This is a genomic window from Cupriavidus phytohabitans (genome assembly GCF_017815025.1).
Classification (GTDB): domain Bacteria; phylum Pseudomonadota; class Gammaproteobacteria; order Burkholderiales; family Burkholderiaceae; genus Cupriavidus.
In genome coordinates this window covers 38560-64742 of sequence record NZ_JAGIQB010000031.1, presented here as the reverse complement: position 1 = coordinate 64742, position 26183 = coordinate 38560, and the positions used below count along the sequence as shown (strand labels likewise).

Below are 26183 nucleotides of genomic sequence, written 5' to 3'. Positions count from 1 at the left end.
AGCACAACGGCGGCGCAGCCTCCACCGAGATTTCACTTAACAAGCGCCCCTTCGTTGGGCTACACTCGCGGCCATCACAATCCCGGAGAAATTACGTGGGCAGTAGCATCGGGTGTTCGAGTTGGCGCAGTCATGCGGCTACTGCGAATGCCATGTCACTGCGGGCTGCGTAACGACGACCCGCCCGGAGCACCCGGCTCCGCGCTTCGTCGGCCTTGCCCGCAGTCCGAACTGCGGGCGAGTGTCTTTCCGTGCCACCGGCGGCGCCTTCATGCGCGCCTCACCGTGGCGGATCCTCCCTCTCCCGGCTAGCCAGCCAACCCAGGCAAACGCCATCGCCTTGTCCGCCCTGCCCCGCGCAGCCGCGGGACAGCGCGATCACGCTTGCCCGTGGCCCGGCCTTTCGCGGCTTGCCGCAGGGCCATGACGGGGCATGACGCAATACCTGGGATGCGGCGAGCCGCCTGCGCTTGTCTTCGCGCTTGTCATTGTTTTTCGTCGCAAATCAGCAATAAGGAATCCCGGGGATGATCAACCTGTTCGTCCTGCAGAAAGGCCGGCTTGCCCAGGAGCAAGTCGACGAGCGCAATGAGCTGCTGCAGCACAAGCCGATCTGGATCGATGTCGTCAACCCTGACGACGAAGAGCTGAACTGGATCAAGGAAGCCTACGGCGTCGCCCTTCCCGAGCTGGAAGACCTGGGCGACCTGGAGGCGTCGGCACGCTATTTCGAGGGCGAGGACGAGAATATCCATATCCGCACCGACTTCCTGCTCGCCGAGGAAGAGGTGTCGCGCAACGTGCGCGTGGCCTTCGTGCTGACCAAGGACGTCCTGTTCTCCATCCACGACGAGGACCTGCCGGTGTTCCGGCTGGTGCGGCTGCGCGCGCGCATGCGCCCGGGCTCGGTGCGCAATGCCAAGGACGTGCTGATGGACCTGTACGCGACCGATGCGGAATACTCGGCCGACTCGATCGAGGAAATCTACGAACGCCTGGAAGAAGCCAGCCGCCGCGTGCTGGCCGAGAACGTGACCGATGCCGCCGCGGCCGACGTGCTGGAAACCATCGCGCGCGAGGAAGACCTGAACGGCCGCATCCGCCGCAACGTGATGGACACGCGCCGCGCGGTGTCGTTCCTGATGCGCAGCCAGCTGCTGTCGGCCGAGCAGCAGGACGAAGCACGCCAGATCCTGCGCGATATCGACTCGATCGAGAACCACACCGCGTTCCTGTTCGACAAGATCAACTTCCTGATGGATGCGACCGTCGGTTTCATCAACATCAACCAGAACAAGATCATCAAACTGTTCTCGGTGGTGTCGGTGGCGCTGATGCCGCCCACGCTGATCGCGAGCATCTACGGCATGAACTTCAAGTTCATGCCGGAACTGGACTGGGCTGCGGGGTATCCGTGGGCAATCGCGCTGATGGCGGTGTCGGCGGTGATTCCGCTGGCGTATTTCCGCCGCAAGGGGTGGCTGGGCTGAGGCTTTGAATCGATCACTGCCTCGCTCCCCCTCTCCTACAAGTGGGAGAGGGGGAGCAAACCCTCAGTCCGGCAACGTCGCCGCGCCCATCCGGCGCGCGATGATTCCCGCCTTGGCGCGGAAATTCACCCGCACGTTGGCGCAGTATTCCTTCTTGTCGAAGCACTTGGGCGCCGGCAGCGCTGCCGCCAGACGCGCCGACTGGCCAATGCTGAGCTTGTCGGCACTGGTGCGGAAGTAATGCTGCGCCGCGGCCTGCGCGCCGAACACGCCCTCGCCCCACTCCACCGAATTCAGGTAGATCTCGTAGATGCGCTGCTTGTCGAGCCAGAACTCCAGCATCCACGTGATCGCCAGCTCCTGCCCCTTGCGCAGGTAATGCTGCTCGGATGACAGGAACAGGTTCTTGGCCAGCTGCTGCGTAATCGTCGATGCGCCGCGCACGATGCGGCCGCGCTTCTTGTTGCGCTCCCAGGCATCGAGCATGGCGTCGAGTTCGTAGCCGGGATGGTTGACGAAGCCCGAATCCTCGCTGGCGATCACCGCGCGCTTGAGGTTGCGCGAGATGCGCTCATACGGCACCCACTCGCGTTCCAGCCCGCAGCTCCACAGGTTGAAGCCGCACAGCCGCCAGCGCTCGGCCCGCATGAAGGTCGTGCTCGACGGGTTGACGTACTGCCAGCTGGCAATCTGCACGAAGAAATACAACTGCATCGCCAGCACGCCCGCGACCATGCAGCCCAGCAGGTAGCCGAGCCAGCGCACCGGATTCAGTACCGATCCGGCGGAAGCAGCGCCGCGGGCGGCGCTGGCCGTGCGGTTGCGGATGGCCACGGCTGGCGACGCCCGCTCAGCCCTTGCGTTCGGCCTGCAGCGCGTCGCGCAGTTCGGCCAGCACGGGAGCGGTACGGGGGCGCACGCCGCGCCAGATATAGAAGGCCTCGGCGGCCTGCTCGACCAGCATGCCCAGGCCGTCGCTGGTGCGCGCACCGCAGCGCGCGGCGAACTGCAGGAACACGGTCGGCTCGGCACCGTACATCATGTCGTAGGCCAGCACGCCTTCGCCAAGCAGGAACTCGGGCAGCGGGGGTACTTCGCCATGCAGGCTGCTCGACGAGGCATTGATCACGATGTCGCAGGCCTCGTCCTCGGACAGGCCTTCCAGCGCATCGAGACCACCGCCCCACAGCTCCACGCCGAACTGGTCGGCCGCTTCGACGAACTCTTCCAGCATGTCGCTGGCGCGCGACGCAGTGCGGTTGGCCACTACGATGCGCGACGGACGCGCTTCGATCAGCGGCAGCATCGCGCCCATGGCCGCGCCACCCGCGCCCAGCAGCAGCACGCGCTTGCCTTCGACGAGCGTGTCGAGGTTGTCCTGGATATCGCGCACCAGGCCCACGCCATCGGTGTTGTCGCCATGGATCAGGCCATCCTCGATCCACAGCGTGTTGACCGCGCCGGCGGCTTCGGCACGCTCGGTCAGGCGGTCGGCCAAATCATAGGCCTCCAGCTTGAACGGCACGGTCACATTGCAGCCGTAGCCGCCGTCGGCGAAGAACTTGCGCACGGTATCGGCAAACCCGTCCAGCGGCGCCTCCAGCCGGCCGTACTGCACCGCCTCGCCGGTCTGGCGCGCAAAGGCGGCGTGGATCGCCGGCGAACGGCTGTGCGCGATGGGATTGCCGATCACCACATACTGGTCCGGCGTGTTCTGGGTGCTCTCTGGCTTAGTGTCTGGAGTTGTCATCAGCGTGCCTGCAGCCGGGTTTCCAGCCCGCTGCGCGAAAACTTGAAGGTGGAAATGACTTCCAGGATGTCCTGGCGCGCCGCCATTTCCGCGGTGAAGGCGCCGAACGGCGCGGCCGCGCGCACGATCGCCACGGCCTGGCGGTCCAGCGCGGGGTCGCCCGAGCTCTTGACCACGTCGATGGCGTCGACGTTGTAGCCATCGCGGTTGTAGCCGAGCTTGCCGAGCCGGTTGACGTTGATCACCAGGATCAACTGGCCATACAACGGCTTGCCATTACGTTGCGGGAAATCGGTGGTGCCGCGCGCCTCGATCTTGCGGCGCAGCCGGTCGTAGTACTGCGCGTAATCGACCGCCTGCGCGCTGGTGGCGGTCAACTGGAAACGCTTGGGCCGCTTGGCGTAATGGTCCAGGTTGCGGCCGATCTCGGCTTCAAGCTTGGCCATCTCGTCGGCCGAGGTGCGCTCGTCCTGGCCGCGCCGGGGATCGTCCTGGCGCTTCTCGCCGGGCTTGAGCGGCTGGCTGCGCACCGCAGGCGCGGGCTCGCGCGCCTGCGTCAGCAAGCGCTGCTGCTCCAGTTCGAGCTGCTCGACGCGGCGCTGCACCTGGCGCACGAGGTCGCCCTCCTGCGTCACGGTCTGCGCGGGCAGCGGCGTGGTGGCGCGCTGCAGGTCATGGTCGCCGCCGCCGTCCAGGTTGGCTTGCGCCAGCGCGGTCGGGTTGCGCGGCTTCTGCGCCGATTTCGCGTTGACCAGCACCACGTCAAGCGGCGAGTCCGCGCGCTTGATCTCGAACACCTCGGGAGCGGCTACCCGCACCAGCAACAGCAGCGCATGCACGACCACGGAAATGGCCAGCGCCTTGGCCAGCGTACTGCTGTTGTGCCACCTGGCGTGCCACCAGTGGCGGGGAGCGGCGAGTGCGGCGTTCACGATGGCGGGAATTTGGCTCGGAAGGTGCGAAGCGACAGGTGAATAGACATTCCCGGCGGGCCGGGAATGCCGCTAGGCATTGTAAGTGAGCCCCGCCGATTTCCGAAGGCTTCAGCCGGCGGCGGTGCCACCGGTGTCGCGCTCAGCCGACGCCTGCGCCGGTGCGTCGCCATCGGTGCCCGGCGCGGCCTCGGCCTCGTCCTCGATTCCGGCAACCTGCCCGGCGGCCTGCTCGGCGGCCTGCTCGGCGGCATCTTCCGCGGCCGCTTCGGCAGCGGCTTCGGCCGACATCTCAGCGGCTTCCTCGTCGCTTTCCAGCTCTTCCTCAGGCAGCACGCCCTCGCCGGCAAAGATCTCCAGCACGCGGCAGGAGACTTCCAGCGTGATCTCGTCGGTCTCGCCGATCTCCAGCAGCACCTGGGTGCCGCGCTGCGCCTGGACCAGCTCGGGCACGCGCGTGACCAGCGGGATCTCGGTGAAGCGCACCGCGCCTTCCTTGAGCACCGCGGCGACCATGCGCTCCCGTTTCTCCTGCTTGAGCCAGCGCAGGCACCAGTAGCGCTCCATGGTCGACTGGTGGTCGGCATAGGCGGCATAAGTGCCTTCGAAGTCAGCCACGGCGGCCAGCAGGTCGGCATCCTTGGGCTTGAACGGCGCTACCAGCTTGGCGGTCACGCCATGCTGCGCCACCGCCAGGATCTGCCACTGGTTGACCAGGTCGACGTAGCGGCGCAGCGGCGAGGTGCTCCACGCGTACTGCGCCACGCCCAGCCCTTCGTGCGGTGCCGGGTAGGTCTGCATGCGGGTGCGATGCATGCCCCACGCCTTCTGCGTGCGGTAGATGCCGGGCACGCCATTGTCCGCCAGCAGCTTGCCCCAGGTGCTGTTGGCCAGGATCATCATCTCGGCCACGATCTTGTCCAGCGGCGAGCCGCGCTTGCGCTGCTCGATGCGAACGCGCTGGTTGCCGTCGGCCTGGTCGTCCAGATAGAAGTTGAAGTCGGCGCGGTTGTGCGTCTCGGGGCGCAGGCCGCTGGCCAGGCGCGCCTTCTGGCGCTCGTCGTACAGGTAGCCGGCAAAGTGCCACAGCCGGGTCAGTGCCTCGCGGAACGGGTAGTCGCCGGTGCCATCGGCCAGCGAGGCCTCGGTGATGACATCGTCGAGCAGGTTGTGGCGCAGGTTGGCGGCAATCGGCACCATCTCGGCGCGGGTCTCGCTGCCGGTGATCAGCCACACCGTCGGGTCCACCGTCACGTACAGCGACAGCGCCGGGCAAACCCGGCCTTCCTGCAGCGTGTGGCGCTCGACCATCGGGTCCGGCAGCATGGTGATCTTGTCGCCCGGGAAGTACACCGTGGACAGGCGCTGGCGCGCGATCACGTCAAGCGGCTCGCCACGGCGGATGCCCAGCGCGGGCGCGGCGATATGGATGCCGATGCGCAGCTTGCCGTCGGGCAGCTTCGTCACCGACAGCGCATCGTCGATCTCGGTGGTGGTGACGTCGTCGATCGAGAACGCCTCGACCTCGGCCAGCGGCAGGTCGCCGGGCGGCTCGGGCACGTCCGTATCGGGAAAGCCGGTGCCCTTGGGGAAGCACTCGGCGAGGAACTTGGCCTCGTGCAGCGCGCGCGCGCTGGCGACGCCGCCGGCGGCCACCATCAGCCGCATCGGCGTCATGCCGAGCGCGGTGCAGGCCGCGTCCATTGCCTTGTATTCGAGGCTGTTCTTGTCCGGCTTGAACAGCAGCTGCAGCACCTTGTTGCGGAACGATTCCGGCAGCGTCAGCGCCTTGAGCTGCTCTTCATATTCAGCCTGCACCAGCGCCTGCTGGCGCTTGCGCTCGAGCGCGGCCAGCGCGGCCTTGAGCTGGTCTTCGGGCGCGCGCTGGTAGCGGCCGCGCCCCTTGCGGCGGAAGTACACGGGGTTGCCGTGCAGCGCCATCGCAAGCGCCGCCTGCTGCACCGCGCCGGGCTCGGCGCCGTAGTACTCGGCGGCCAGCTCGGCAAAGCCGAACTCGGCCTCGGGGGCGCATTCCCACAGGAAGTCCAGGTCGATCTCGGCCACCATGTCGCCGGTCTGGCGGACCAGTTCGATCGCCGACGGCTGCGCAAACTGCAGCAGCACGTCGCGTGACTTGACCTTGGTGCGCTTGCCGGCCGGCAGCTCCACCTGGTAGGCCTCGCCCTGCTGGTTCAGCACGGTGCCGGCGCGGATCTCGCCGCCTTCTTCGAACAGCAACTGCATCGATCGGTACTTTCAGAAATGCGCGGAACCGCGTCGGGGCGCCACGGAGTGGGCGCAGCGGCGGATCCTGTGGGAGAAATGGTGCGAACGGCATCGGCGGGCGGCGCGCTGCACGGGCGCCGCGCCGTGGCCACCAGGCCAGGCCGCAGACCCGGAATGATACCGCACCGCCGCTGCGGACCCCGGCGTGCGCCCAGGGGCGGTGCATGCCGGCGGACGCCGGAAATGTTCGGAGCGGGTCAGAGCGACATGCCGCCGCTGGCTTCGATCGCCACGCCGTTGACGTAGCTGGCGTCGTCGCTGGCCAGGAAGGCATAGATGCTGGCGATCTCGGCCGGCTCGGCCAGGCGGCGCAGCCAGCACGACGACTTCATGCCCTCGAGCACCTTGTCGGGCACGGCCTGCAGGATCTCGGTATTGACAAAGCCGGGGCAGACGGCATTGACGCGCACGCCCTTGGGTCCGAGCTCGCGCGCCCAGGTCTTGGTGAAGCCGATCACGCCGAACTTGCTGGCGGCATAGTTGGTCTGGCCGAAGTTGCCGTACAGGCCGACCACGCTGGAAGCGTTCAGGATCACGCCCTTGCCCTGCTCCGTCATGATCGTGGCGACTGCCTGGGCGCAGTTGAAGACGCCCTTCAGGTTGACGTCGATCACGGCGTCGAACTGCGCCTCGGTCATCTTGACCAGGCGCGCGTCCTTGGTGATGCCGGCGTTGTTGACCAGGATGTCGATGCGGCCGTGCGCGGCCACCACCGCCGCCACCATTGCGTCGACTTCTTCGCGGCGGGTCACGTCGACCCGGAAGGCCGTTGCGCTGGCGCCGGTGCCGGCAAGCTTGCCGGTGGCTTCGCGCACGCGTGCTTCATTGACATCGCACAGCACGACGATGGCGCCCTCGGCGGCGAAGCGCTGCGCGGTGGCAAAGCCGATGCCAGCGGCGGCACCGGTGATGATGGCAACCCGACCCTGCAGTTTCATCTCGTTATCTCTTGATTTCGGTAGTGTGTGAAGTGACGGGGCCGCGGTCTGTGGTGCGCCGGAACATCGGTAGCGCAATCGCCTTGGTCCCCGGGGCTGGCCGTGCCAGCAGGTCAGGCAAGAAGACCTCTGTCACGAGCATGACGCCGTCGCCGCGCCGGAACACGGAGCGCCGCGCAGGCAGCATGGACAGCGGCGCCATCGCCGGCAGCACGCGCTGCAGCGCCTGGCGCAAGGGATGGTGCGGCAGCAGCCGCGCGAACTGGAACGGGTCGCGCGTCACCGCCGGATCGATAAACAGCCGACCGCCCAGCGGGCGCGCGCCCAGCCCCCGCAGGAACGGCCAGTCGCGCCGTGCATGGCGCAGGCGCACCACGGTGTGGGCAAAGACGGCGGGAGTATCGTCGCAGATCAGCAGCACTTCGCGCGTCAGCGCCGGGACGCGGTCATGCTGGCCCAGCACCTGCCATTCATCGGCCAGCGGCCGCAACGGGCGCTGCAGCAACTGCGCCACGCGAAAGCGCCCGGACGCGGCCACCAGCCGCGCCGTCAGCGAACCGTCGTCGCCGGTCACCCAGCGCCGCAGGTTGGGCGTGATCGCCGCATCGAAAGCCAGGTGCGAACTCCAGCCGCAGCGGCGCGCAGACTGCGCGCTCATGCCGCGCCCGCGCCAGCCGGCACCTCGGGCACCTTGCCGCCGGGGCCGTAGCCGCAGAAGGCGAGCACGTCGTCGACGTAGTCGGCAAATTCGCTGATGCCGTGGTCGCTGCCCTCGATCACGCGGATGTTCGCGCCTGGGCAGGCGGCCACCATTTCCCGGTAGTCCAGTACCTCGTCGCCGGTGGCGGCGAGCAGGTAATAGCGTTCAGGGCGGGTGATGGCAGCCACACGCAGCTCGAGCAACTCCTGCAGGTGGCGGCGCTCGACCGTGACCGAGCCACCGCCGTGCCAGAGCGGCTGCTCGCCCAGGTACTGCTCCAGGTCGGTCCACGGATGGATCGCCGGGTTCAGCAGCACGGTCTTGCAGCCGTGGCGTTCGCCGAGCCAGCGGGCATAGAAGCCGCCCAGCGACGAGCCCATGATGGCGACTTCCTGGTCGCCGCCAGCCCGGGCGGCGCGGATGGTGGCCTCGGCCTGGGCGATCGCCAGCGCCGGCGAGACATTGAGCTCCGGGCAGGCGTAGTAGCGCCCTACGCCCCACTCGCGCATGCGCTCCTGCACCAGCCGCGCCTTGAACGACTGCGGTGAGGAGCGGAATCCGTGCAGGTACAGCAGCATGGCGGTCCCTTCCGGCTCAGGCTGCCGCGGCCAGCGCGTCCAGCAGTTTCTGGTGCACGCCGCCGAAGCCGCCGTTGCTCATTACCAGCACGTGGTCGCCCGGCCGCGCCGCGGCGCGCACGGCCTGCACCAGCGCCCCCAGGTCCTGGAACGCGGTTGCCTTGTCGCCCAGCGGCGCCAGCGATTCGGCCAGGTCCCAGCCCAGCGCGTCCTTGCCGGCCGGGGCGCCGTAGCCGAACACCAGGTCGGCCTGCTCCAGGCTGGCCGGCAGCTGGGCTTTCATCACGCCCAGCTTCATGGTGTTCGAGCGCGGCTCCAGCACCGCCAGGATGCGGGCATCGCCGACGCGGCGGCGCAGCCCTTCCAGCGTGGTCTGGATCGCGGTCGGGTGGTGGGCGAAGTCATCGTAGACGGTCACGCCGCCGACCTCGCCGCGTACTTCCATGCGGCGCTTGACGTTGGCGAAGCGCGACAGCGAGGCGATCGCCTGCTCCGCCGGCACGCCCACGTGGCGCGCCGCCGCGATTGCCGCCAGCGCGTTCATGCGGTTGTGCGTGCCCTGCAGGTCCCACACCACGGTGCCGACCACGGCACCGCCAAACCAGACGTCGAAGGCATCCTTGCCCGGCCGCGCGGTGTGGGCGGCATCGCTCTCGCGCCAGTCGCCCACGCCGAACTGTTCGACTTCGCTCCAGCAACCGCGCTCGAGCACGCGCGCCAGGCTTTCCTCGACGCCGTTGACGATGAGGCGGCCCTGGCCCGGCACGGTTCGGACCAGGTGGTGGAACTGCGTCTCGATCGCCGCGAGATCCGGGAAGATGTCGGCGTGATCGTATTCCAGGTTGTTCAGGATCGCGGTGCGCGGGCGGTAATGCACGAACTTGCTGCGCTTGTCGAAGAACGCGGTGTCGTACTCGTCGGCCTCGATCACGAAGAAGTCGGATTCGGTCACGCGCGCCGAGATGCCAAAATTCTGCGGCACGCCGCCCACCAGGAAGCCCGGGTTGTAGCCGGCATCCTCCAGGATCCAGGCCAGCATCGACGTGGTGGTGGTCTTGCCGTGCGTGCCGGCCACCGCCAGCACCCATTTGCGCGCCAGCACGTGCTCGCCCAGCCATTGCGGGCCGGACACATAAGGCAGGTTGCGATCGAGGATGGCTTCCATCAGCGGATTACCGCGCGACACCACGTTGCCGATCACGAAGAGGTCTGGCTCCAGCGCCAGCTGGGCGGGGTCGAAGCCTTCGATCAGCTCGATGCCCTGCGCTTCCAGCTGGGTGCTCATCGGCGGATAGACATTGGCATCGCAGCCGGTGACGCGATGGCCGGCCTGCTTGGCCAGCACCGCCAGGCCGCCCATGAAGGTGCCGCAGATGCCAAGGATATGAATATGCATGGGTTCCCGGGAAGACATGAAGCCCGCAGGCTTGGGGGACTCGGCACCCGGCGCACGCGCGGCGGCAGCGTGGCCGCATGGTGATGGCAGGCCGGGCAGGAAGCCTTCGATTGTACCCGAGCGCCGGCGGCGTTCGCTGCACCGCCGCACCCGCGCTTGCCTGCCCCACAGCGCCCCGGCTGCGCTCCGGTATCATGGGGCAATGAGCCGACGTACCCCGCCCGACCCCAACCGCCTGCGCGAGGAAATCGCCCAGGCCGCCGCCCGTATGATCGCCGAGGACGGCGCCGACTATGCCACCGCCAAGCGCAAGGCCGCCCGCCAGGTGCTGGGCGAACAGCGCGTGCCCGGCGAATGGCTGCCCGATAACGACCAGGTCGAGGCCGAAGTGCGTGCCTACCAGGCGCTGTTCCATGGCGACACCCAGCCGCGCGTGCTGGCCCTGCTGCGCCGCGTGGCGCTGCTGACCATGGAGGACCTGGCGCCGTTCCGGCCCTACCTCGTGGGCGCCGTGCTGAACGGCACGGCCACCGAGCACTCGGATATCTATCTGCAGTGCTTCTGCGACAGCGCCAAGGACGCCACGCTGCACCTGCTGAACGCCGGGGTCGACTTCGAAACCAGCGAAAGCCGTCACTTCGGGGGCCGCGCCGATGTGGAGACCCTGAGCTTCCTGTGGAAGGGCCAGTGGCCCGAGCGCCGCGAGGCCCGGCAGCTGGCCGGCGAGGTGCGCGCGGAACTGGGCGTGCCCGTTGGCATCCATATTGCACTGTATGATGCCGTCGACGAACGCGGCGCCGTGCGTGCCGATGCTTCCGGACGGCTCGCTCGCGCGGACCTGCAGGCAGTACGCGCGCTGATCGGCGAAGATGCCGGCACCGGCCCGGCCGGAAACGCGGCCTGAAAGCCTGATCGGCTACGCTGCCTACTAATGCTCAACAGCCCAGCTCGCCCATGACCGACACTGTCACTTCGCCCGTCCGCCGTTCCCGCCTCTGGCTGTGGATCGGGGTTGCCGTCGTCGCCTGCGCCGCTGGAGCGCTTGCCGGCCACTTCGTGTTCTCCCCCAAGCCCGCGAACGACCAGGCGGTGGAGGCGTTCTTCCAGACGCGGCTGCCGGACCCTGCCGGCACCGAGCTTGACCTGGGCAAGCTGCGCGGCAAGACGCTGGTGGTGAATTTCTGGGCACCGTGGTGCGGCCCCTGCGTGGAAGAAATGCCCGAGCTGACCGCGCTGCACGAGGAATACAGGAACCGGCAAGTCGAGTTTGTCGGCATCGGTATCGATTCAGCCAGCAATATTCAGCAGTTCACCCGTAAGGTACCAGTCGCCTATCCGCTCGCGGTGGCAGGCTTTGCCGGCACGGAGCTGTCGCGCAACTTTGGCAACAGCGCCGGCGGCCTGCCCTATACCGTGGTCATCAACCCCGACGGCACCGTCAAGTACCGCAAGATGGGCCGCGTCACCGCGGAAGAGCTGCGCGCAGTGCTGCCGCGCACCTGAGGACGCAGTGGAGTAAGTTCTTTCGGTATCTCCGGTCAATTTCGGATTTCTCGCACGATTTATTCCGTTTTCAGGCCGGGAGACTGAGAAAGTGCCGAAAACGCCTCCGAATCGCCCGAACGCCCCGGGAGCCTTGTATCCCGCGCTAGACAAATCCCTCTAAGCTACGGTAATCTCCGCGCAATTTCGTTGATCTGGTCGAGCCGCCGTGACTGCAACCCGCTCCATCCGTCGCTCAGCCCGCTACCGCAAGGTGCTGGTCCTCCATGGGCCTAACCTGAACCTGCTGGGTACGCGCGAGCCGGAGACCTACGGGCATACCACCCTCGCCGATATCGACGCAGCGCTGGCCGATCATGCATCAAAGGCCGGTATTTCCCTGGCTTCGTTCCAGTCCAACCATGAGGGGGAACTGGTCGACCGCATCCACGCCGCGCGCGCGGAAGGCGTCGATTTCATCATCATCAACCCGGCGGCTTACACGCATACCAGCGTGGCCCTGCGCGATGCGCTGGCCGGGGTGGCCATCCCGTTCGTGGAGGTCCACCTGTCCAACGTGCACCGCCGCGAGAGCTTCCGTCACCACTCCTATTTCTCCGACGTGGCTGTCGGGGTGATCTGTGGGCTGGGTTGGCAGGGATACCTGCTGGCACTCGACTATGCGCTCGCCCAGGAACAGCCGTCGCCAGGGAGCCCGGGGCGCTGACCCCTGCCAGAATTTTTTGACGAACCTGCGCGCGCCGCCTGGCGGTCCGCGCCCGTTGCGCGTGCTGCGGCACGGCGGGCGCGGCTCCGTGGTGGACGCCACAACGATTTCTTCCGCCGCAGCCCAGCGGGCAGCGGCCGGACAACCTGATTCAGGAGGATAAGAAGATGGACCTGCGCAAGCTGAAGACGCTCATCGACCTGGTGGCCGAATCCGGCATCTCCGAGCTGGAAGTCACCGAAGGCGACGGCAAGGTACGCATCGTCAAGCAACCGCCGCAAATCGTCGCCGCGCCGATGGCCATGCCGCAGCTGCAGGCGCTGCCGGCCACGCCGGCCGCTGCCCCGGTCGGGTCCGCCGCCCCGGCCGCCGAGCCGGTTGCGCAGCTGCCCGCTGGCCACATCGTGACCTCGCCGATGGTGGGCACCTTCTACCGCGCTCCGTCGCCGGGCGCCGCCCCGTTCGTCAATGTCGGCGATTCGGTCAAGGAAGGCCAGACCGTCTGCATCATCGAAGCCATGAAGCTGCTCAACGAGATCGAGTGCGACAAGGCCGGCGTCATCAAGGAAATCCTGGTCGAGAATGGCCAAGCTGTGGAATACGGCCAGCCGCTGTTCGTTATCGGCTGAACCTGAATGGCATGCCGCGCCCAGCGCTGCGTGCGGCCGCCAACGTGGCCGCAAGCACGGCACCGGCGCGGCCCTCTACGGCGTTTCAGGACGCCAGGGACGTGTGGACATCGCAACACGTTCCGTGCAGTTCCATGCAGTTCCGCGCGTTAATGTGGCGCGTCGGCCAGGCGGCCCAGCGGCCAGCCTGACGGCCGCGCGCCCGATGTGCCATGGCGGCACGCAGCGGGACCGCTCCCGTTCTCGCAGAGAGAGACCATGTTTGAAAAAATTCTGATCGCGAACCGCGGCGAAATCGCACTTCGCATCCAGCGCGCCTGCCGCGAACTGGGCATCAAGACGGTGGTGGTGTATTCCGAGGCCGACAAGGAGGCCAAGTACGTGCGCCTGGCCGACGAAGCCGTCTGCATCGGCCCGGCCCCGTCGCCGCAGTCGTACCTGAACATGCCGGCCATCATCTCGGCCGCCGAAGTGACCGATGCGCAGGCTATCCACCCGGGCTACGGCTTCCTGTCGGAGAACGCCGACTTCGCCGAGCGTGTGGAAAAATCCGGCTTCGTCTTCATCGGCCCGACCGCCGACAGCATCCGCCTGATGGGCGACAAGGTCTCGGCCAAGCAGGCCATGATCAAGGCGGGCGTGCCGTGCGTGCCGGGCTCGGACGGCGCCCTGCCAGACGACCCCAAGGAAATCCTGGCGACCGCGCGCCGCGTGGGCTACCCGGTGATCATCAAGGCCGCCGGCGGCGGCGGTGGCCGCGGCATGCGCGTGGTGCACACCGAGGCCGCGCTGCTCAACGCCGTCAACATGACACGCGAGGAAGCCGGCCGCGCCTTCGGCAATCCCGAGGTCTACATGGAGAAGTTCCTGGAGAATCCGCGCCACGTGGAGATCCAGATCCTGGCCGACCAGCACAAGCAGGCAATCTGGCTGGGCGAGCGGGACTGCTCGATGCAGCGCCGCCACCAGAAGGTGATCGAGGAAGCCCCGGCGCCGCATATCCCGCGCCGCCTGATCGAGCGCATCGGCGACCGTTGCGCCGAGGCCTGCAAGAAGATGGGCTACCGCGGCGCCGGCACCTTCGAATTCCTGTATGAGAACAATGAGTTCTACTTCATCGAGATGAACACCCGTGTGCAGGTCGAGCACCCGGTCACCGAGATGATCACGGGCATCGACATCGTGCAGGAACAGATCCGCATCGCTTTCGGCGAGAAGCTGCGTTTCCGCCAGAAGGATGTGCAGTTCCGCGGCCACGCGATCGAATGCCGCGTGAACGCCGAGGACCCGTTCAAGTTCATCCCGTCGCCCGGCCGTATCACCGCCTGGCACATGCCGGGGGGCCCCGGTGTACGCGTGGACTCGCACGCGTATGATGGCTACTTCGTGCCGCCCAACTACGATTCGATGATCGGCAAGATCATCACTTACGGCGCCACGCGCGAGCAGGCCATCGCCCGCATGCGCATCGCGCTGTCCGAAATGGTTGTGGACGGTATCCAGACCAATGTTCCGTTGCACCGAGAGCTGATGATGGACGCGAACTTCGTCGAAGGCGGCACCAGCATCCATTATCTTGAGCATCGCCTGGCGGAGCGCGCTAAGGCCTGAGTAACGTTACCCCGACGTTACCCGCAACACACACGCAGCAAGCAAGGGAAGCCCGTGGCATTTCAGGAATGTGTGATCGAAGTGGCGCAGGACCAGGCCGAAGCCTGGTCCGAGGCCCTGTTCGACCTCGGTGCGCTGTCGGTCTCGGTGGAAGACGCCGATGCCGATACGCCCGATGAGCAACCGCTTTTCGGCGAGCCCGGGCTCGAACCCAAGCAACTCGCGTGGAACCGCTCGCGCGTGGTGGCGCTGTTCGGCGACGATGCCGATCCCGCCGTGGTGGTGGCCGCTGCCGCCAACCAGCTTGGCATCGATCCGGTGCCGGCCTACGAACTGCGCGCTGTGGAAGACCAGGACTGGGTGCGCCTGACGCAATCGCAGTTCGAGCCGATCCGCATCGGCGAGCGCATCTGGGTGGTGCCGTCGTGGCATGACGCGCCCGAGCCCGACGCGGTGGTGCTGGAGCTGGATCCCGGCCTGGCCTTCGGCACCGGCAGCCATCCGACCACGCGGCTGTGCATGCAGTGGCTGGAGCAACACGTGGTGCCGGGCGAGACCGTGCTCGACTATGGCTGCGGCTCTGGCATCCTGGCGATCGTCGCGCGCAAGCTCGGCGCGGGCGCTACCGTCGGCATCGACATCGATCCCAACGCCGTGGAAGCCTCGCGCTACAACGCCGAGCGCAACCAGGTCGAGGCGTCATTCGCGCTGCCCGAGTCGGTGTCGGAAGCCACCTATGACCTGGTGGTCGCCAATATCCTGTCGAACCCGCTCAAGCTGATGGCCGCCATGCTCAGCGCCCGGGTGCGCCCCGGCGGCCGGCTGGTGCTGTCCGGCGTGCTGGAGCGCCAGGCGGAGGAAGTTGCCGCCGCCTATGCGCCGTGGCTGCCGCTGACGGTATGGCGCGCCGAGGAAGGCTGGGTGTGCCTGCACGGCACCCGTCCCTGATCTGCACAGATGGCCGCCGTCAAGCTCGTCACGCGCTGCCCGGCCTGCCGCACCGCCTTCCGGCTGGTCGCCGACCAGTTGCGCCTGCGCCAGGGGCTGGTGCGTTGCGGCCACTGCGAAACGGTGTTCGATGCACGCGAACACCTGATTGAAATCCCCTTGCCGGCGGGCAGCGCCACGCCGCCGGCATCCGGCGTAACGGCAACGGCCACGCCGGCGGCCACACCCGCACCGGCAGCTGAAGCTCCGCGCCCCGGCGAGTCCGCCGCGGCACCGCAGCCTGCGCCCTCCACGCAATTTACGCCCACCATCGATCCCGGCTATGACGTGCCGGCGCTGGACGCGCCTACCATGCTCATGACCTCGCCCGAGGACCTCGATGTCCCGGCACCGGCTGAGGTGGACGTGCATGAGGACGAGATCGAACGTGCGCTGCGCGAGGCCAACGAGGCCGTCGCCCAGCGCGACGCGCGCGATGCGGAGCGGCAAGCCGACGTCGAGCCCGAGTCGCAGCTGACGCCTGCGGCGCAGACCGCGCCGGAAGCGGAACCCGCGGCGGAGCCGGAGCCGGAGCCGGAGCCGGAGCCGGAGCCGGAGCCGGAGCCGGAGCCGAAGGCAGAAGCAGAAGCAGAGGCAGAGGCAGAGGCAGAGGCAGAGGCAGAGGCAGAGGCAGAGGCAGAACCAGAACCAGAACCCGAAGCCCTGCCTGAACCGGAGCGCGAAGCGACGCCCGGCGCAGAAGCCACCGCCACGCACGCGGCACCGCAGCCGGCCGCACCGCAAGCTGCAGCGCCGGCATGGCCCGCGCTGAACCACAACGCACTCGATCATCCTGCGCTCGATGAGCCGGCACGGATCGGCAAGACCGCCGAAACCGAAGCGGAGGCGGTAGCAAAAGCGGAAGCGCCAGCGCCCCAGCCAGGCGGTGTGCCCGCACCCGCGGCCATCCCGAGTGCCAGCGAATTCCTTCGCGCCGCGTCGGCGGATATCGGCCCGCCACCGGCGATCCATCCGTCGCCGGCGGACACGCCCCAGGCTGCCGCCGAGCCATCTGAGAGCGAGGCTGCCGAGCGCACCGACACCAGCGATGCGCGCTACGGCCGCGACGCCGGGCCCGCGCTCGACACCGGCGGGCCCGCCAGCATCACTGGTGAAGCCGTCGCACGCGAGCAGACCACGCGCCGCTGGACCCGCACGGAAGCTCCGGCCGGCCCGGTCTTCGCTCCCGACTTCCTGCGCCACACCCGCGAACGCGAGCGCGAGCGCGCCCCCGCGCGCAGCCGCGCGCCGGCGCCGCGTACGCTCTGGTACGTCGCGGCAGCGGTGCTCGCGCTGGGCGCGACGGTGCAAGCGGTGTATCTAGCGCGCAGCCCGCTGGCCGGACAGTTCCCGATGCTGCGTCCGGCACTGGAAGCCGCATGCGCCCCGTTCGGCTGCGACGTGCCGCCGTGGCGCGACATCGACGCACTGCGTATCGAGAGTTCGCAGCTGCAGCGGCTCGACGAAGGCGGCGACGCATACATGCTCGCCGTCACGCTGCGCAACCTGGGCCGCGCCACCACCGCGCTGCCTGCGATCGAGCTGGTCATGACGGACCTGCAGGACCAGCTGTTGTTGCGACGTGTGCTGCAACCGGCGGATTACCTGGACCCTTCGCAAAAGGCCTTCGCCACGGAGGGTCTTCGCGCCGGCATGGAGCTGCCGGTTCGGGTACGATTCCGGACGCAGCAGGCGCCATCCAACTACCGCGTGCTGATTTTTTATCCCTGAATTCCGCGGCCTGCCGCCGGACCGAATCCGAGTCCGGCGGCGGGCGGCGCCCCCCCACCGGGCATTGGCCGGCCAGGCGCCGGAAACTGAACCGGAAACCATCAGACATCAAGGAGTAGACATGAGCAACGTCACCCTCGGCGGCAACCCGATCGAAGTCGCAGGCAAGTTTCCGCAGGCCGGCGACAAGGCGCCCGCCTTCTCGCTGGTCGGCAAGGACCTGAAGGACGTCACGCTGGCCGACTTCGCCGGCAAGCGCAAGGTGCTGAACATCGTCCCGAGCCTGGACACGCCGGTGTGCCAGGCCTCGGCCCGCAAGTTCAACGAGGCCGCTAACGGCCTGGCCAACACCGTCGTGCTGACGATCTCGGCCGACCTGCCGTTCGCGATGGGCCGCTTCTGCACCGCCGAAGGCCTGGCCAACGTGGTGACGCTGTCGACGATGCGCGGCGCCGAGTTCAAGGGCAACTACGGTGTGGACATCAAGAGCGGCCCGCTGGCCGGCGTGACTGCGCGCGCGGTGGTGGTGCTCGACGAGAACGACACCGTCAAGTACGCCCAGCTGGTCCCGGAAATCAAGACCGAGCCGGACTACGAAGCCGCCCTGGCCGCGCTGCAGTAACGCGCGCCGCCTGACGGCAGCGGCCGCCCGCGGAACCGGGGCGGCCGTTTTCGCTTTATCTGACCCATACAACCAACAACCTACCACCTGGAGAGAGCATGGCCAGCCTGATCTGCGGCTCCGTCGCCTACGACACCATCATGACGTTCGACGGACGCTTCCGCGAACACATCCTGCCGGACCAGATCCATATGCTGAACGTCTCGTTCCTGGTGCCCGGCATGCGCCGCGAGTTCGGCGGCTGCGCCGGCAACATCGCCTACACGCTGAAGATGCTCGGCGGCGACCCGGTGGTGATGGCCACCGTCGGCACGGATGCCGAGCCCTACCTGGAATACCTGCGCAAGCTGGAGATTCCCACCAGCCACATCCGCGTGCTGCCCGAGACCTTCACGGCGCAGGCCATGATCACCACCGACCTGGACAACAACCAGATCACCGCCTTCCACCCTGGCGCAATGAGCCAGTCGCAGCTGAATAATGTCAAGGACGCGCTCGGCGGCGGCAAGGCGCCGGCGCTCGGCATCGTGGCCCCGGACAGCCGCGAAGGCATGCTTCACCACGCGCGCCAGTTCGCCGATGCGGGTGTTCCGTTCATCTTCGACCTGGGCCAGGCAATGCCGCTGTTCAACGGCGAAGACCTGCGGGAGTTCGTTGAACTCGCCAGTTACGTGACAGTCAATGACTACGAGGCGCAGGTCCTGCTGTCCCGTACCGCATGGACCAGTGCGGAGGTTGCCGCCAAGGTCCGTGCCTTCATCGTCACGCACGGCGAGCGCGGCGCCAGCATCCATGCCGATGGTCGGCAGTACGCGATCCCGGCCGTGCAGGCCGAGCGCATCGTGGACCCGACCGGCTGTGGCGACGCCTTCCGTGGCGGCCTGCTCTACGGCATTGAAAACGGTTTAGACTGGGAAACGACCGGCCGCCTGGCTTCGCTGATGGGGTCGGTCAAGATCGCGCAACAGGGTCCGCAGAACCACTGGTTGTCGCGCGAGGAAATCGGCAACCGGTTCCAGTCTGCATTCGGGTACCGCTACGCCTGATCTGCGGCCAGTGCGTGGCTTTTTCGGGATCTGACATGAATCACAAGGTCCGGGGCGGCGCGCTTGCCGTCATTGCCATCGCGGCCCTGGTCGCCGGCTGTGCGACAGAGTCGAACTCCAACAGCGTCTACAGCACCGGCCAGGCGCAGCGCGAGCAGACGGTACGCTATGGCGTGGTCGAGGGGGTACGCGAAGTTGCCATCCAACGCAGCCAGACCGGCGCGGGCACGCTCGCCGGCAGTGCCATCGGCGGCATCGCGGCTGGCAGCACCATCGGCAGTGGCAACGGCGCGGTGGCAGCAGGCATCCTCGGCGCGATACTGGGCGGCATCGCCGGCAGCGCTGCCGAGAACAAGGTCAACGAGCGGCGCGGCCTGGAGATCACCGTGCGCCTGGACAACGGCGAGATGCGTGCGATCACGCAGGAGGCCGACGAGGTCTTCCGCCCGGGCGAGCGCGTGCGGCTGCTGTCCTCAGGCGGCGTCACCCGCGTCACGCACTGAACCGCTGCGCCCGGCCGGGCGCCAGCATGAGAGCGCATCCAGGCGCCCGCGCCCGCACGGGCCGCGGCGCTTTTTCTTTGACCGGGCACCAATGAAAAAACCCGCCGGGCCAGCGGCCATCGGCGGGTCTGCAAGACTGGCGTCTTGCTGACCGGATACGCGGTATCCGGTCATGCTGGCACGCACTGCGTGCCGATGTGGTTCCGTACGGAACGCGTAAGGCCCACGCCGTGGCGGCGCAGCTTACGGACGGTTGCCCGTCGGGAACGGCCAGGCAGCGGCCGGGTTCAGCGCGGTCTTGGCAGCCGAAGCGGGAGCAACGGCAGGGGCAGCGGCAGGCTTCGCGGCAGCCTTCCTGGCAGCCGGCTTCTTCGCGGCAGCCTTCTTGGCCGGAGCCTTCTTGGCAGCCGGCTTCTTCGCAGCAGCCTTCTTGGCCGGTGCAGCCTTCTTGGCGGCTACCTTCTTGGTCGCAGCCTTCTTGGCCGGTGCTGCCTTCTTGGCGGCGACCTTCTTCACTGCGGCCTTCTTGGCCGGTGCTGCCTTCTTGGCGGTGACCTTCTTGGCGGCGACCTTCTTGGTTGCAACCTTCTTGGCGGCGACCTTCTTCACCGCGGCCTTCTTGGCGGGGGCCTTCTTGGCCGCAGCCTTCTTCGCCGGCGCAGCCTTCTTGGCAGCGACCTTCTTCACGGCGGCCTTCTTGGCCGGTGCCTTCTTGGCGGCCGGTGCTGCCTTCTTGGCGGCTACCTTCTTGGTTGCGGCCTTCTTGGCGGCCGGCTTGGCGGCCTTCTTAGCCGCCGGCTTTTTCTTTGCAGCAGTTGCCATGGATAACTCCTTCACTAGAGAGTGAATATCGAATGACCTAAGTCAGGCGACCCGACCGACCCGAGGCGCGATACCACAGCGCGTGCCCCAGTCGAGCGAGCGATTCATCGGCGCGCGGACCGACTGCGGCTGCACGCTAATGAATTTGGTTGCAGGCGCACCGCCAGCAGCGGTGACTTCGCGGCAGTTGCGGACCCGCAAGCGGGACCGGGGCACTTGCCGCGCCCTGGAATATTCGATTGGCCCGCCCCGCCAGCTGGGTCGGTGCGCGGCCTGAAAAGAGGAGATATCGGACAGCAGGCCTGCGGTGCGGGCATGGCCTCGCGCACGGCAAGCGGCATTCATTCGGTGGTAGCTGGTCCAACCCGTTAATGGACCAAGGGAGACTGCACGCGTTTTAAGAAGCCGGCTCGGCCAGGTCTGCGTCAAAGTTCTCGTGCTCCTCGGCTACAACCTTCATCACTGCATCGAAGCGCGCATCGCGCTCGTCGTTCCAATCTTGCTTCCTGCTTCTCTGCAATGAAGTGAGACTCTTGTCAAGGCGAATCATAATTCGTTTGCACGATGATGTTAAGAAAAAAGTGCAAAAAAACTTGCCTGCATGCGTTGCTCAAACTAGTTCTCGCGCGCGTCGTCACGAAGACGTTGCCGATGGCATCGCGATGCATCGCTCGCACGCTGGTGCGAAGGCACGCTTCGCACGTTCGCGCACGCGTCGCGGCGCTCCATCCCGACCCGCACGCGCGCAGCTTTTACACACCCGCGCAGCACCTGCTTACAAGCCGCGTAACGCGCATCGAAGGAGCGCGCGCGCCCTGCTGCGCGCCTCATCGCGCTTTCCGAAAAACCGCATGGACAAAGGCTTTGCGGGCGATGTACCGATACGCGCGCAGCCAGCGCAGCAGTGCGCGCGCACGTCAGCGCGCGCGCCGGAAACTGGTGGCACGCTTCGTCGTCTGCATGCGCTACACAGTCGTCAGCGCGCACGCGCAACGCGCGTTTGGCTGACGGCGACGACTCGCGCCACCTACGTCGCGCGAGCACGCCGGACATTCCGTCGAAGAGTGATGCGCGAACGCAACGGTTTGCATCGAAGCAACAGCGCGCGAGCATCAAAGCGTTGCGATTGAGCAAAGCGGCGACGCGCGCGAAGCATCGGGGCAACACTTCGAACGCTTGTCGGAGACAGCTGCGCCGACAGCATCGCGATCGCTGCTCTCATCCATTCGGATGACTCCGATCACGCACCGCAAGCTGCGACGCGCATCGCGCGATGCCAACCGTCGCGCCACGCTACGCAGCGCTTGCCACACGCTTGCCGATCTCCCCTCGAAGGCCCCGCGGTGCGCCGCACGTCCGCTTAGAGGAATGCTTCGGCAGCACGTTCAGCGGCCCGGTTTGCTGCAACACAAAAACCTGCAAACGACGGCCGCATGCGGCTTTGCGGGGAGCGCGCAAGCCGTGCGCTGGAGCCACCGCGGAGCTCGGCGCGGCATGCCGGACGATTGCGGCGCGGCGGCTGCGACAGTAGATTGGCGTGCGCGCCCGCCGCCCGGCCCGCGCCGCTTCGACGCAAGCGGCGGCCGCCGCGCGGTGCATCGCACCGGCCCGCTGCCGGTGGCAACGAACCTCAAAGGAGACATCATGCGCAAACCATCCCACCTCGCCGCTGCCCGTCCGCTGGTGCGTCCGGCATTGCAGGCGGCGGTGCTCGCCGTCACCCTGCTCGGCAGCGCCGGCGCGATGGCGCAGGCCTCGCCCGGCGGCATGTGGAAGACCATCGACGACAGCACCGGCAAGCCGCGGGGGCTGGTAGAGATCAGCGAGAAGAACGGCGTCTACAGCGGACGCCTGGTGAAGACGTTCGTGGAAGGCGACGGCAAGCCCAGGGTCTGCGACAAGTGCACCGACGCGCGCAAGGACCAGCCGCTGATCGGCATGACCATCCTGAGCGGACTGCGCAAGACCGGCGACAACGAGTGGAGCGGCGGCGAGATCCTCGACCCGGAGAACGGCAAGGTCTACAAGAGCAAGATGTCGCTGGCCGAGGACGGCAACAAGCTCAACGTGCGCGGCTTCATCGGCATCAGCCTGATCGGCCGCACCCAGACCTGGGAACGCGAGCACTGAGCGTCGACGGCTCGTGTGACTCAGGGTTTCTCCGCAGCCGCGGGCAACACGCGGCGGCGCGGCTGACGAAAAAAAACCGGGCGGTTCTCACCGCCCGGTTTTTTGTCCTCGATGCTGCGCTTTACATCCGGTACCGCAGCGTCGCCATCACGCTGCGCGGGGCGCCGGGCATGTTCAGGTTGGGGCTGGTGCCGTGCGCCGACACGATGTAGCCCTTGTCGAACAGGTTGTACACGTTCAGCTGCGCCTCGAAGGCGCCGCGGCGGTACCAGGCCATGGCGTCGGCGGTGACGTAGCCGGGCAGCGTCACGGTATTGAGCGGATCGGCATAGCGCGCGCCCACCAGGTTGAGGCCGGCGCCCACGCCGAAGCCGTGGCCCAGGTCCTTGGTCACCCACGCGTTGCCGGAGTGGCGCGGCGTGATGGTGGCGCGCTTGCCCTGCAGCGCGGCGGTGGACTTGGTGATGGTGGCATCCAGGTACGCGTAGCCCGCCAGCACACGCCAGCCGCTGCCCAGCTCGGCCGCGCCGGAGAGTTCGATGCCGTCCGTGCGTTGCTCGCCGATCGGCAGCAGTGCCGTGTTGGTGGCGTTGGCAACCTTGATGTTGCTGCGCTCCAGGCGGAACACCGAAATCGTGGTGCTGGCCTTGCCGTTCAGCCAGTCGTACTTGGCGCCGACTTCGGTGTTGTTGGTGGTCTCCGGCGCCAGGTCGGCGTTGTTGGCCGCCAGCGCAAAGGCCTCGCCCGACGGCTGGAACGACTTGCTCCACGACACGTAGTACGACTGCGCCTTCGACGGCTGCCACACCAGGCCGGCGCGCGGGCTCCAGGCGGTGTCGGTGCGCGACAGGTCGCGCTGGCCGGCGATCCGGTTCCTGGTCTCCTGCTGGAAGTTGTCGTAGCGCACCCCGACCAGCGCCTTCCACTGCTCGCTGAACTTGATCATGTCCTGAGTGTAGAACGCCAGGGTGTCGAACACGCCGAGGTTCGACGTGGTCGGATTGCCCGGCGCCTTCAGCGCCAGCGTCGGCAGCACCGGGTTGAACAGGTCGAACGTGCCCGGCACCGGCTTGGTATTGTTGACCTGGTCCTTGTTCTGTTGCCCGATCTCCATGCCGTACAGGATCTCGTGCTCCATGCCCAGGAAGGTCGCCTTCTGGGTCAGGTCAGTCTGGTTGAACCAGCCATGTTCCTCGCGGCGGACATTGCCGTGGTTCATGGTCAGCGTGCGCGCCGCTTCGTTGACCGCAGCGGTCAGCGTGTTGTTGCGGTCCAGCGAGTAGTGGTAGTAGCGCGTGGCGTTGCGGATCGACCAGTTCTGGTTAAAGCGGTGGTTGATCGTGGCGGTGCCGGAGAACACGCGCGACTGGGAGTAGTCGGCATCGCGCGCATTGGCCGCGCCGTAGTAGCGCGAGGCCGGCACGTCGACCGGGCGGCCCTGGTAGGCCGGGATGCCGAAGTCGGTGACGCGGCGGTCTTCCAGGTAGTCAGCCTGGAACAGCACGGTGGTCTCGGGCGCCACGCGCAGCTCCAGCGACGGCGCGATCGCCTTGCGGTCCAGGAACTGCTGCGAGCGATAGCTGTTGGCCTTCTGCACGGCGCCGGTGATGCGGAACGCGGCAGCGCCGTCGGCGAACACGCGGCCGACGTCGGCCTCGGCGCGGCGGTCGGCCCACATGCCGTAGCTCAGCGCGAAATCGGTGACGTCGATGCCGGGCTTCTTGGTGACGCGGTTGATCAGGCCGCCGGCCGAGCCACGCCCGTACAGCACCGCCGCCGGACCCTTGACCACTTCGACGCGGTCCACGTTGGACAGGTCGCGGAAGTACAGCGCGTCGTCGCGGATACCGTCGACGAACTGGTCGGCGATCGCGGTGAAGCCGCGGATCGAGACCTGGTCGCGCTGGCCGTCGCCATGCGAGAACGACACGCCGGGCACGTTCTTCAGCGCGTCCTGCATCGACGTGGCGTGCTGGTCGCGCATCACCTCGGCGGTGACCACGTTGACGGTCTGCGGGATATCGCGCAGCGGCGCTTCGGTCTTGGTCGCGCTGACCGCATTGGGCGGGTTATAGCCGGCGCCCAGTTCCCGACTGACATCGGCCTTGACGGTGACCTCAGGCAGCTGCGCCGCTGCCGCCGGGGTCGCCTGCGACCAGGCTGCCATCGGTTGAAAAATGAAGGTCCCCGCCACCGCGGCGCAGATCGGGTGAAGTTTTATTCTCATTTCCCTGTAATCGACTGTAATTTATTCTAAGAAAGCGACGCATTATCAATTACGAGAATGAAGGGGTCAACGAGATTGCGAATTATTCCCATTCAACGCCGCACAGCGTTGTTTTCAGATCGGCGTTGACCGGGAGCAGTACGCTGGTGCCTGACTTGTGAGCCGACTCAGGCCAACTGGTCGGCCAGGACGTTGCGCGCCTCGGCAATGAACGGCGATTCGCTGCGGCGGGCGGGTAGCAGGAAGAACTCCGCTTCGGGCAGGCGCGGCAATCCGAGCCGCGCGACCGTGCCGCCGTCCAGCGGCGCGACACCTGGCCCGATCGCCGATGCATTCAGGCAGGACAGCCCCAGCCCGGCTGCGAGCGCGAGATGCAGGCCCGCCACGCCCGAGGCCGAGTGCGCGACCTCGAACGGCAGGCGCTTGCGCAGCAGCAGCTGCACCACGAACTGGTGCAGCGAGCACGTATCGGGCAGCAGCACCAGCGGCAACGTGGCGGGCAAGGCGTCGGCCTCGCCGGAGGCCGCCACCCAGGCCAGGGCTTCGCGGCGCAGTACCGTGCCCCGCGTGCTCTTGCCTTGTGTATCGCGGCCGCGCGGCAGGCGCATGCTCAGGCCGATATCGAAAGCATCCATCTCGGCGGCGGCATCGATCGCCGCACTCTTCATCACCGTCACGTGCAGCCGCAGGTAGGGATAGCGTTCGCGCAGGCGCCGCAGCATGCCGGCGATCTCGCCAGGGCGGAAGTAATCGGTGACAGCCAGCCGCAGCTCTCCTTCCAGCGCGTGCCCGCGCAGCTCCTGCAGCGCCAGTTCGTTCAGTGCGAGGATGCGGCGCGCGTGCTCCAGCAGCCGCGCACCGGCCGGCGTCGGCACCGCGCCGTGCCGCCCGCGCGACAGCAGCGGCACGCCGGCGCGCTCTTCCAGCTTGCGCAGCTGCTCGCTGACCGACGACTGCGACAGAAACAGCCGGGGCGCCGCGGCGGACAGGCTGCCGCTGTCGGCAACGGTGACAAAGGTGCGCAACTGGTCTGTTTCGAATCCACGCATGTCGGGGCTCCAGCAAGGGGAAAAAGGCGGCCGCAGTTCCTTCGGCTGATCCGATGGATCGCATCGGATATTCCCGCTTATCCGATAGTACACCGGCTCCTAACATGGCATCACCCACCCACGAAACAAGGAGCACAGCCATGCCCCACATCGTCCTGCAGCTCTCCGGCCAGCCCGATGCCGCCCTCACCCGCCACAGCGCCGCCGCCATCGCCGACCTGACCGCAAGCGTGCTCGGCAAGAAACGCGACGTGATTGCCATCACCGTCCACTATGTACCGCACGACAACTGGATCATCGGCGGCGTGCCGCTGTCCGGGCAGGACCGCAACGCCTTCCACCTCGATATCAGCGTCACCGACGAGACCAATACCAAGGCCGAGAAGGCGCAGTTCATCCGGGACGTGTTCGAAACCATGGCGGGCCTGCTCGGCAGCCTGCATCCCGTCTCCTATGTGCATGTCATCGATGCCCGCGCGGCGGCGTACGGCTATGGCGGCCGCACGCAGGAGTACCGCCACCAGCAGGGCTGACGCGCGCGGCGAAG

24 protein-coding genes are annotated in these 26183 nt (G+C 67.4%); 13 read left to right on the top strand and 11 right to left on the bottom strand.

Annotation, left to right across the window (positions count from 1 at the left end):
• Positions 1-527 precede the first annotated feature (527 nt).
• A complete protein-coding gene (gene corA, locus J8I34_RS21095; RefSeq protein ID WP_029047858.1) occupies positions 528-1490 on the top strand; it encodes a magnesium/cobalt transporter CorA in 963 nt (320 codons plus the stop codon).
• Between the two features lie 63 nt (positions 1491-1553).
• Here the strand turns inward: corA and mtgA are convergent, their stop codons facing one another.
• The 8 genes from mtgA to mpl all read right to left on the bottom strand — a co-directional run bounded on the left by mtgA (position 1554) and on the right by mpl (position 10070).
• The gene (mtgA, locus tag J8I34_RS21090) at positions 1554-2255 is read right to left on the bottom strand and encodes a monofunctional biosynthetic peptidoglycan transglycosylase (protein WP_209774323.1); all 702 of its coding nucleotides are present in this window, start codon (positions 2253-2255) and stop codon (positions 1554-1556) included.
• Positions 2256-2340: 85 nt separating this feature from the next.
• Positions 2341-3240, bottom strand: coding sequence for a shikimate dehydrogenase (gene aroE / locus J8I34_RS21085; protein WP_035877864.1), 900 nt, complete (start codon positions 3238-3240; stop codon positions 2341-2343).
• Positions 3240-4172: an energy transducer TonB gene (locus J8I34_RS21080; RefSeq protein WP_029047861.1), complete on the bottom strand. Its 933-nt coding sequence runs from the start codon at positions 4170-4172 to the stop codon at positions 3240-3242. Before J8I34_RS21080 ends, aroE begins: the two co-directional genes overlap by 1 nt.
• Positions 4173-4283: 111 nt before the next feature.
• Positions 4284-6416 carry a ribonuclease catalytic domain-containing protein gene (locus J8I34_RS21075; protein WP_209806898.1) on the bottom strand — a complete coding sequence of 711 codons (2133 nt, stop codon included), beginning with the start codon at positions 6414-6416 and terminating at the stop codon, positions 4284-4286.
• A 239-nt stretch (positions 6417-6655) separates the two neighbouring features.
• A complete protein-coding gene (gene fabG / locus J8I34_RS21070) occupies positions 6656-7396 on the bottom strand; it encodes a 3-oxoacyl-ACP reductase FabG (protein ID WP_209774190.1) in 741 nt (246 codons plus the stop codon).
• Between the two features lie 4 nt (positions 7397-7400).
• A complete protein-coding gene (locus J8I34_RS21065) occupies positions 7401-8054 on the bottom strand; it encodes a chorismate--pyruvate lyase family protein (protein WP_209774191.1) in 654 nt (217 codons plus the stop codon).
• Positions 8051-8674: a YqiA/YcfP family alpha/beta fold hydrolase gene (locus J8I34_RS21060; RefSeq protein ID WP_029047865.1), complete on the bottom strand. Its 624-nt coding sequence runs from the start codon at positions 8672-8674 to the stop codon at positions 8051-8053. The genes J8I34_RS21065 and J8I34_RS21060 overlap by 4 nt, the downstream gene beginning before the upstream one ends.
• Before the next feature lie 16 nt (positions 8675-8690).
• Positions 8691-10070, bottom strand: a complete 1380-nt coding sequence (gene mpl, locus J8I34_RS21055) for a UDP-N-acetylmuramate:L-alanyl-gamma-D-glutamyl-meso-diaminopimelate ligase (RefSeq protein WP_029047866.1) — start codon at positions 10068-10070, stop codon at positions 8691-8693.
• A gap of 202 nt (positions 10071-10272) precedes the next feature.
• Between mpl and J8I34_RS21050 the strand changes: the two genes are divergently transcribed.
• The 10 genes from J8I34_RS21050 to J8I34_RS21005 all read left to right on the top strand — a co-directional run bounded on the left by J8I34_RS21050 (position 10273) and on the right by J8I34_RS21005 (position 19408).
• Positions 10273-10974: a hypothetical protein gene (locus tag J8I34_RS21050; RefSeq protein ID WP_029047867.1), complete on the top strand. Its 702-nt coding sequence runs from the start codon at positions 10273-10275 to the stop codon at positions 10972-10974.
• A 50-nt stretch (positions 10975-11024) separates the two neighbouring features.
• A complete protein-coding gene (locus tag J8I34_RS21045) occupies positions 11025-11573 on the top strand; it encodes a TlpA family protein disulfide reductase (RefSeq protein ID WP_029047868.1) in 549 nt (182 codons plus the stop codon).
• Positions 11574-11781: 208 nt separating this feature from the next.
• Entirely contained in the window at positions 11782-12279 is a 498-nt protein-coding gene (gene aroQ, locus J8I34_RS21040; RefSeq protein WP_029047869.1) for a type II 3-dehydroquinate dehydratase, read from the top strand.
• 167 nt (positions 12280-12446) lie between these two features.
• Positions 12447-12908, top strand: coding sequence for an acetyl-CoA carboxylase biotin carboxyl carrier protein (gene accB / locus J8I34_RS21035; RefSeq protein ID WP_029047870.1), 462 nt, complete (start codon positions 12447-12449; stop codon positions 12906-12908).
• Between the two features lie 258 nt (positions 12909-13166).
• Positions 13167-14519 carry an acetyl-CoA carboxylase biotin carboxylase subunit gene (gene accC / locus J8I34_RS21030; RefSeq protein ID WP_029047871.1) on the top strand — a complete coding sequence of 451 codons (1353 nt, stop codon included), beginning with the start codon at positions 13167-13169 and terminating at the stop codon, positions 14517-14519.
• Between the two features lie 54 nt (positions 14520-14573).
• Positions 14574-15467, top strand: coding sequence for a 50S ribosomal protein L11 methyltransferase (prmA, locus tag J8I34_RS21025; protein ID WP_029047872.1), 894 nt, complete (start codon positions 14574-14576; stop codon positions 15465-15467).
• A gap of 9 nt (positions 15468-15476) precedes the next feature.
• Positions 15477-17237, top strand: a complete 1761-nt coding sequence (locus J8I34_RS21020; RefSeq protein ID WP_209806897.1) for a DUF3426 domain-containing protein — start codon at positions 15477-15479, stop codon at positions 17235-17237.
• A 121-nt stretch (positions 17238-17358) separates the two neighbouring features.
• Positions 17359-17859, top strand: a complete 501-nt coding sequence (gene tpx, locus J8I34_RS21015) for a thiol peroxidase (RefSeq protein ID WP_209774195.1) — start codon at positions 17359-17361, stop codon at positions 17857-17859.
• Positions 17860-17957: 98 nt separating this feature from the next.
• A complete protein-coding gene (locus tag J8I34_RS21010; RefSeq protein ID WP_029047875.1) occupies positions 17958-18905 on the top strand; it encodes a carbohydrate kinase family protein in 948 nt (315 codons plus the stop codon).
• Positions 18906-18940: 35 nt separating this feature from the next.
• Entirely contained in the window at positions 18941-19408 is a 468-nt protein-coding gene (locus J8I34_RS21005; RefSeq protein ID WP_029047876.1) for an outer membrane lipoprotein, read from the top strand.
• A gap of 243 nt (positions 19409-19651) precedes the next feature.
• On the opposite strand, the gene J8I34_RS21000 is transcribed toward J8I34_RS21005, so the two are convergent.
• Positions 19652-20230, bottom strand: coding sequence for a histone H1-like DNA-binding protein (locus J8I34_RS21000; RefSeq protein ID WP_029047877.1), 579 nt, complete (start codon positions 20228-20230; stop codon positions 19652-19654).
• A gap of 1644 nt (positions 20231-21874) precedes the next feature.
• Here J8I34_RS21000 and J8I34_RS20995 point away from each other — a divergent pair.
• Positions 21875-22360, top strand: coding sequence for a DUF2147 domain-containing protein (locus J8I34_RS20995; protein ID WP_029047878.1), 486 nt, complete (start codon positions 21875-21877; stop codon positions 22358-22360).
• 121 nt (positions 22361-22481) lie between these two features.
• On the opposite strand, the gene J8I34_RS20990 is transcribed toward J8I34_RS20995, so the two are convergent.
• Both J8I34_RS20990 and J8I34_RS20985 read right to left on the bottom strand, forming a co-directional pair.
• Positions 22482-24587, bottom strand: a complete 2106-nt coding sequence (locus J8I34_RS20990; protein WP_209774197.1) for a TonB-dependent receptor — start codon at positions 24585-24587, stop codon at positions 22482-22484.
• A 167-nt stretch (positions 24588-24754) separates the two neighbouring features.
• Entirely contained in the window at positions 24755-25636 is an 882-nt protein-coding gene (locus J8I34_RS20985) for a LysR family transcriptional regulator (protein ID WP_029047880.1), read from the bottom strand.
• Positions 25637-25776: 140 nt separating this feature from the next.
• Between J8I34_RS20985 and J8I34_RS20980 the strand changes: the two genes are divergently transcribed.
• The gene (locus J8I34_RS20980; protein ID WP_209806896.1) at positions 25777-26169 is read left to right on the top strand and encodes a tautomerase family protein; all 393 of its coding nucleotides are present in this window, start codon (positions 25777-25779) and stop codon (positions 26167-26169) included.
• Positions 26170-26183: the final 14 nt, after the last annotated feature.

Bases quoted from the DNA above. Each gene is read 5' to 3' on its own strand.
- tpx (WP_209774195.1), top strand. From the start codon at position 17,359: ATGAGCAACGTCACCCTCGGCGGCAACCCGATCGAAGTCGCAGGCAAG.
- J8I34_RS20995 (WP_029047878.1), top strand. From the start codon at position 21,875: ATGCGCAAACCATCCCACCTCGCCGCTGCCCGTCCGCTGGTGCGTCCG.
- J8I34_RS20990 (WP_209774197.1), bottom strand. From the start codon at position 24,587: ATGAGAATAAAACTTCACCCGATCTGCGCCGCGGTGGCGGGGACCTTC.
- J8I34_RS21045 (WP_029047868.1), top strand. From the start codon at position 11,025: ATGACCGACACTGTCACTTCGCCCGTCCGCCGTTCCCGCCTCTGGCTG.
- J8I34_RS21010 (WP_029047875.1), top strand. From the start codon at position 17,958: ATGGCCAGCCTGATCTGCGGCTCCGTCGCCTACGACACCATCATGACG.
- J8I34_RS21065 (WP_209774191.1), bottom strand. From the start codon at position 8,054: ATGAGCGCGCAGTCTGCGCGCCGCTGCGGCTGGAGTTCGCACCTGGCT.
- J8I34_RS20980 (WP_209806896.1), top strand. From the start codon at position 25,777: ATGCCCCACATCGTCCTGCAGCTCTCCGGCCAGCCCGATGCCGCCCTC.
- J8I34_RS20985 (WP_029047880.1), bottom strand. From the start codon at position 25,636: ATGCGTGGATTCGAAACAGACCAGTTGCGCACCTTTGTCACCGTTGCC.
- accB (WP_029047870.1), top strand. From the start codon at position 12,447: ATGGACCTGCGCAAGCTGAAGACGCTCATCGACCTGGTGGCCGAATCC.
- aroE (WP_035877864.1), bottom strand. From the start codon at position 3,240: ATGACAACTCCAGACACTAAGCCAGAGAGCACCCAGAACACGCCGGAC.
- fabG (WP_209774190.1), bottom strand. From the start codon at position 7,396: ATGAAACTGCAGGGTCGGGTTGCCATCATCACCGGTGCCGCCGCTGGC.
- J8I34_RS21060 (WP_029047865.1), bottom strand. From the start codon at position 8,674: ATGCTGCTGTACCTGCACGGATTCCGCTCCTCACCGCAGTCGTTCAAG.
- J8I34_RS21020 (WP_209806897.1), top strand. From the start codon at position 15,477: ATGGCCGCCGTCAAGCTCGTCACGCGCTGCCCGGCCTGCCGCACCGCC.
- mpl (WP_029047866.1), bottom strand. From the start codon at position 10,070: ATGCATATTCATATCCTTGGCATCTGCGGCACCTTCATGGGCGGCCTG.
- accC (WP_029047871.1), top strand. From the start codon at position 13,167: ATGTTTGAAAAAATTCTGATCGCGAACCGCGGCGAAATCGCACTTCGC.
- corA (WP_029047858.1), top strand. From the start codon at position 528: ATGATCAACCTGTTCGTCCTGCAGAAAGGCCGGCTTGCCCAGGAGCAA.
- J8I34_RS21075 (WP_209806898.1), bottom strand. From the start codon at position 6,416: ATGCAGTTGCTGTTCGAAGAAGGCGGCGAGATCCGCGCCGGCACCGTG.
- J8I34_RS21005 (WP_029047876.1), top strand. From the start codon at position 18,941: ATGAATCACAAGGTCCGGGGCGGCGCGCTTGCCGTCATTGCCATCGCG.
- J8I34_RS21000 (WP_029047877.1), bottom strand. From the start codon at position 20,230: ATGGCAACTGCTGCAAAGAAAAAGCCGGCGGCTAAGAAGGCCGCCAAG.
- J8I34_RS21050 (WP_029047867.1), top strand. From the start codon at position 10,273: ATGAGCCGACGTACCCCGCCCGACCCCAACCGCCTGCGCGAGGAAATC.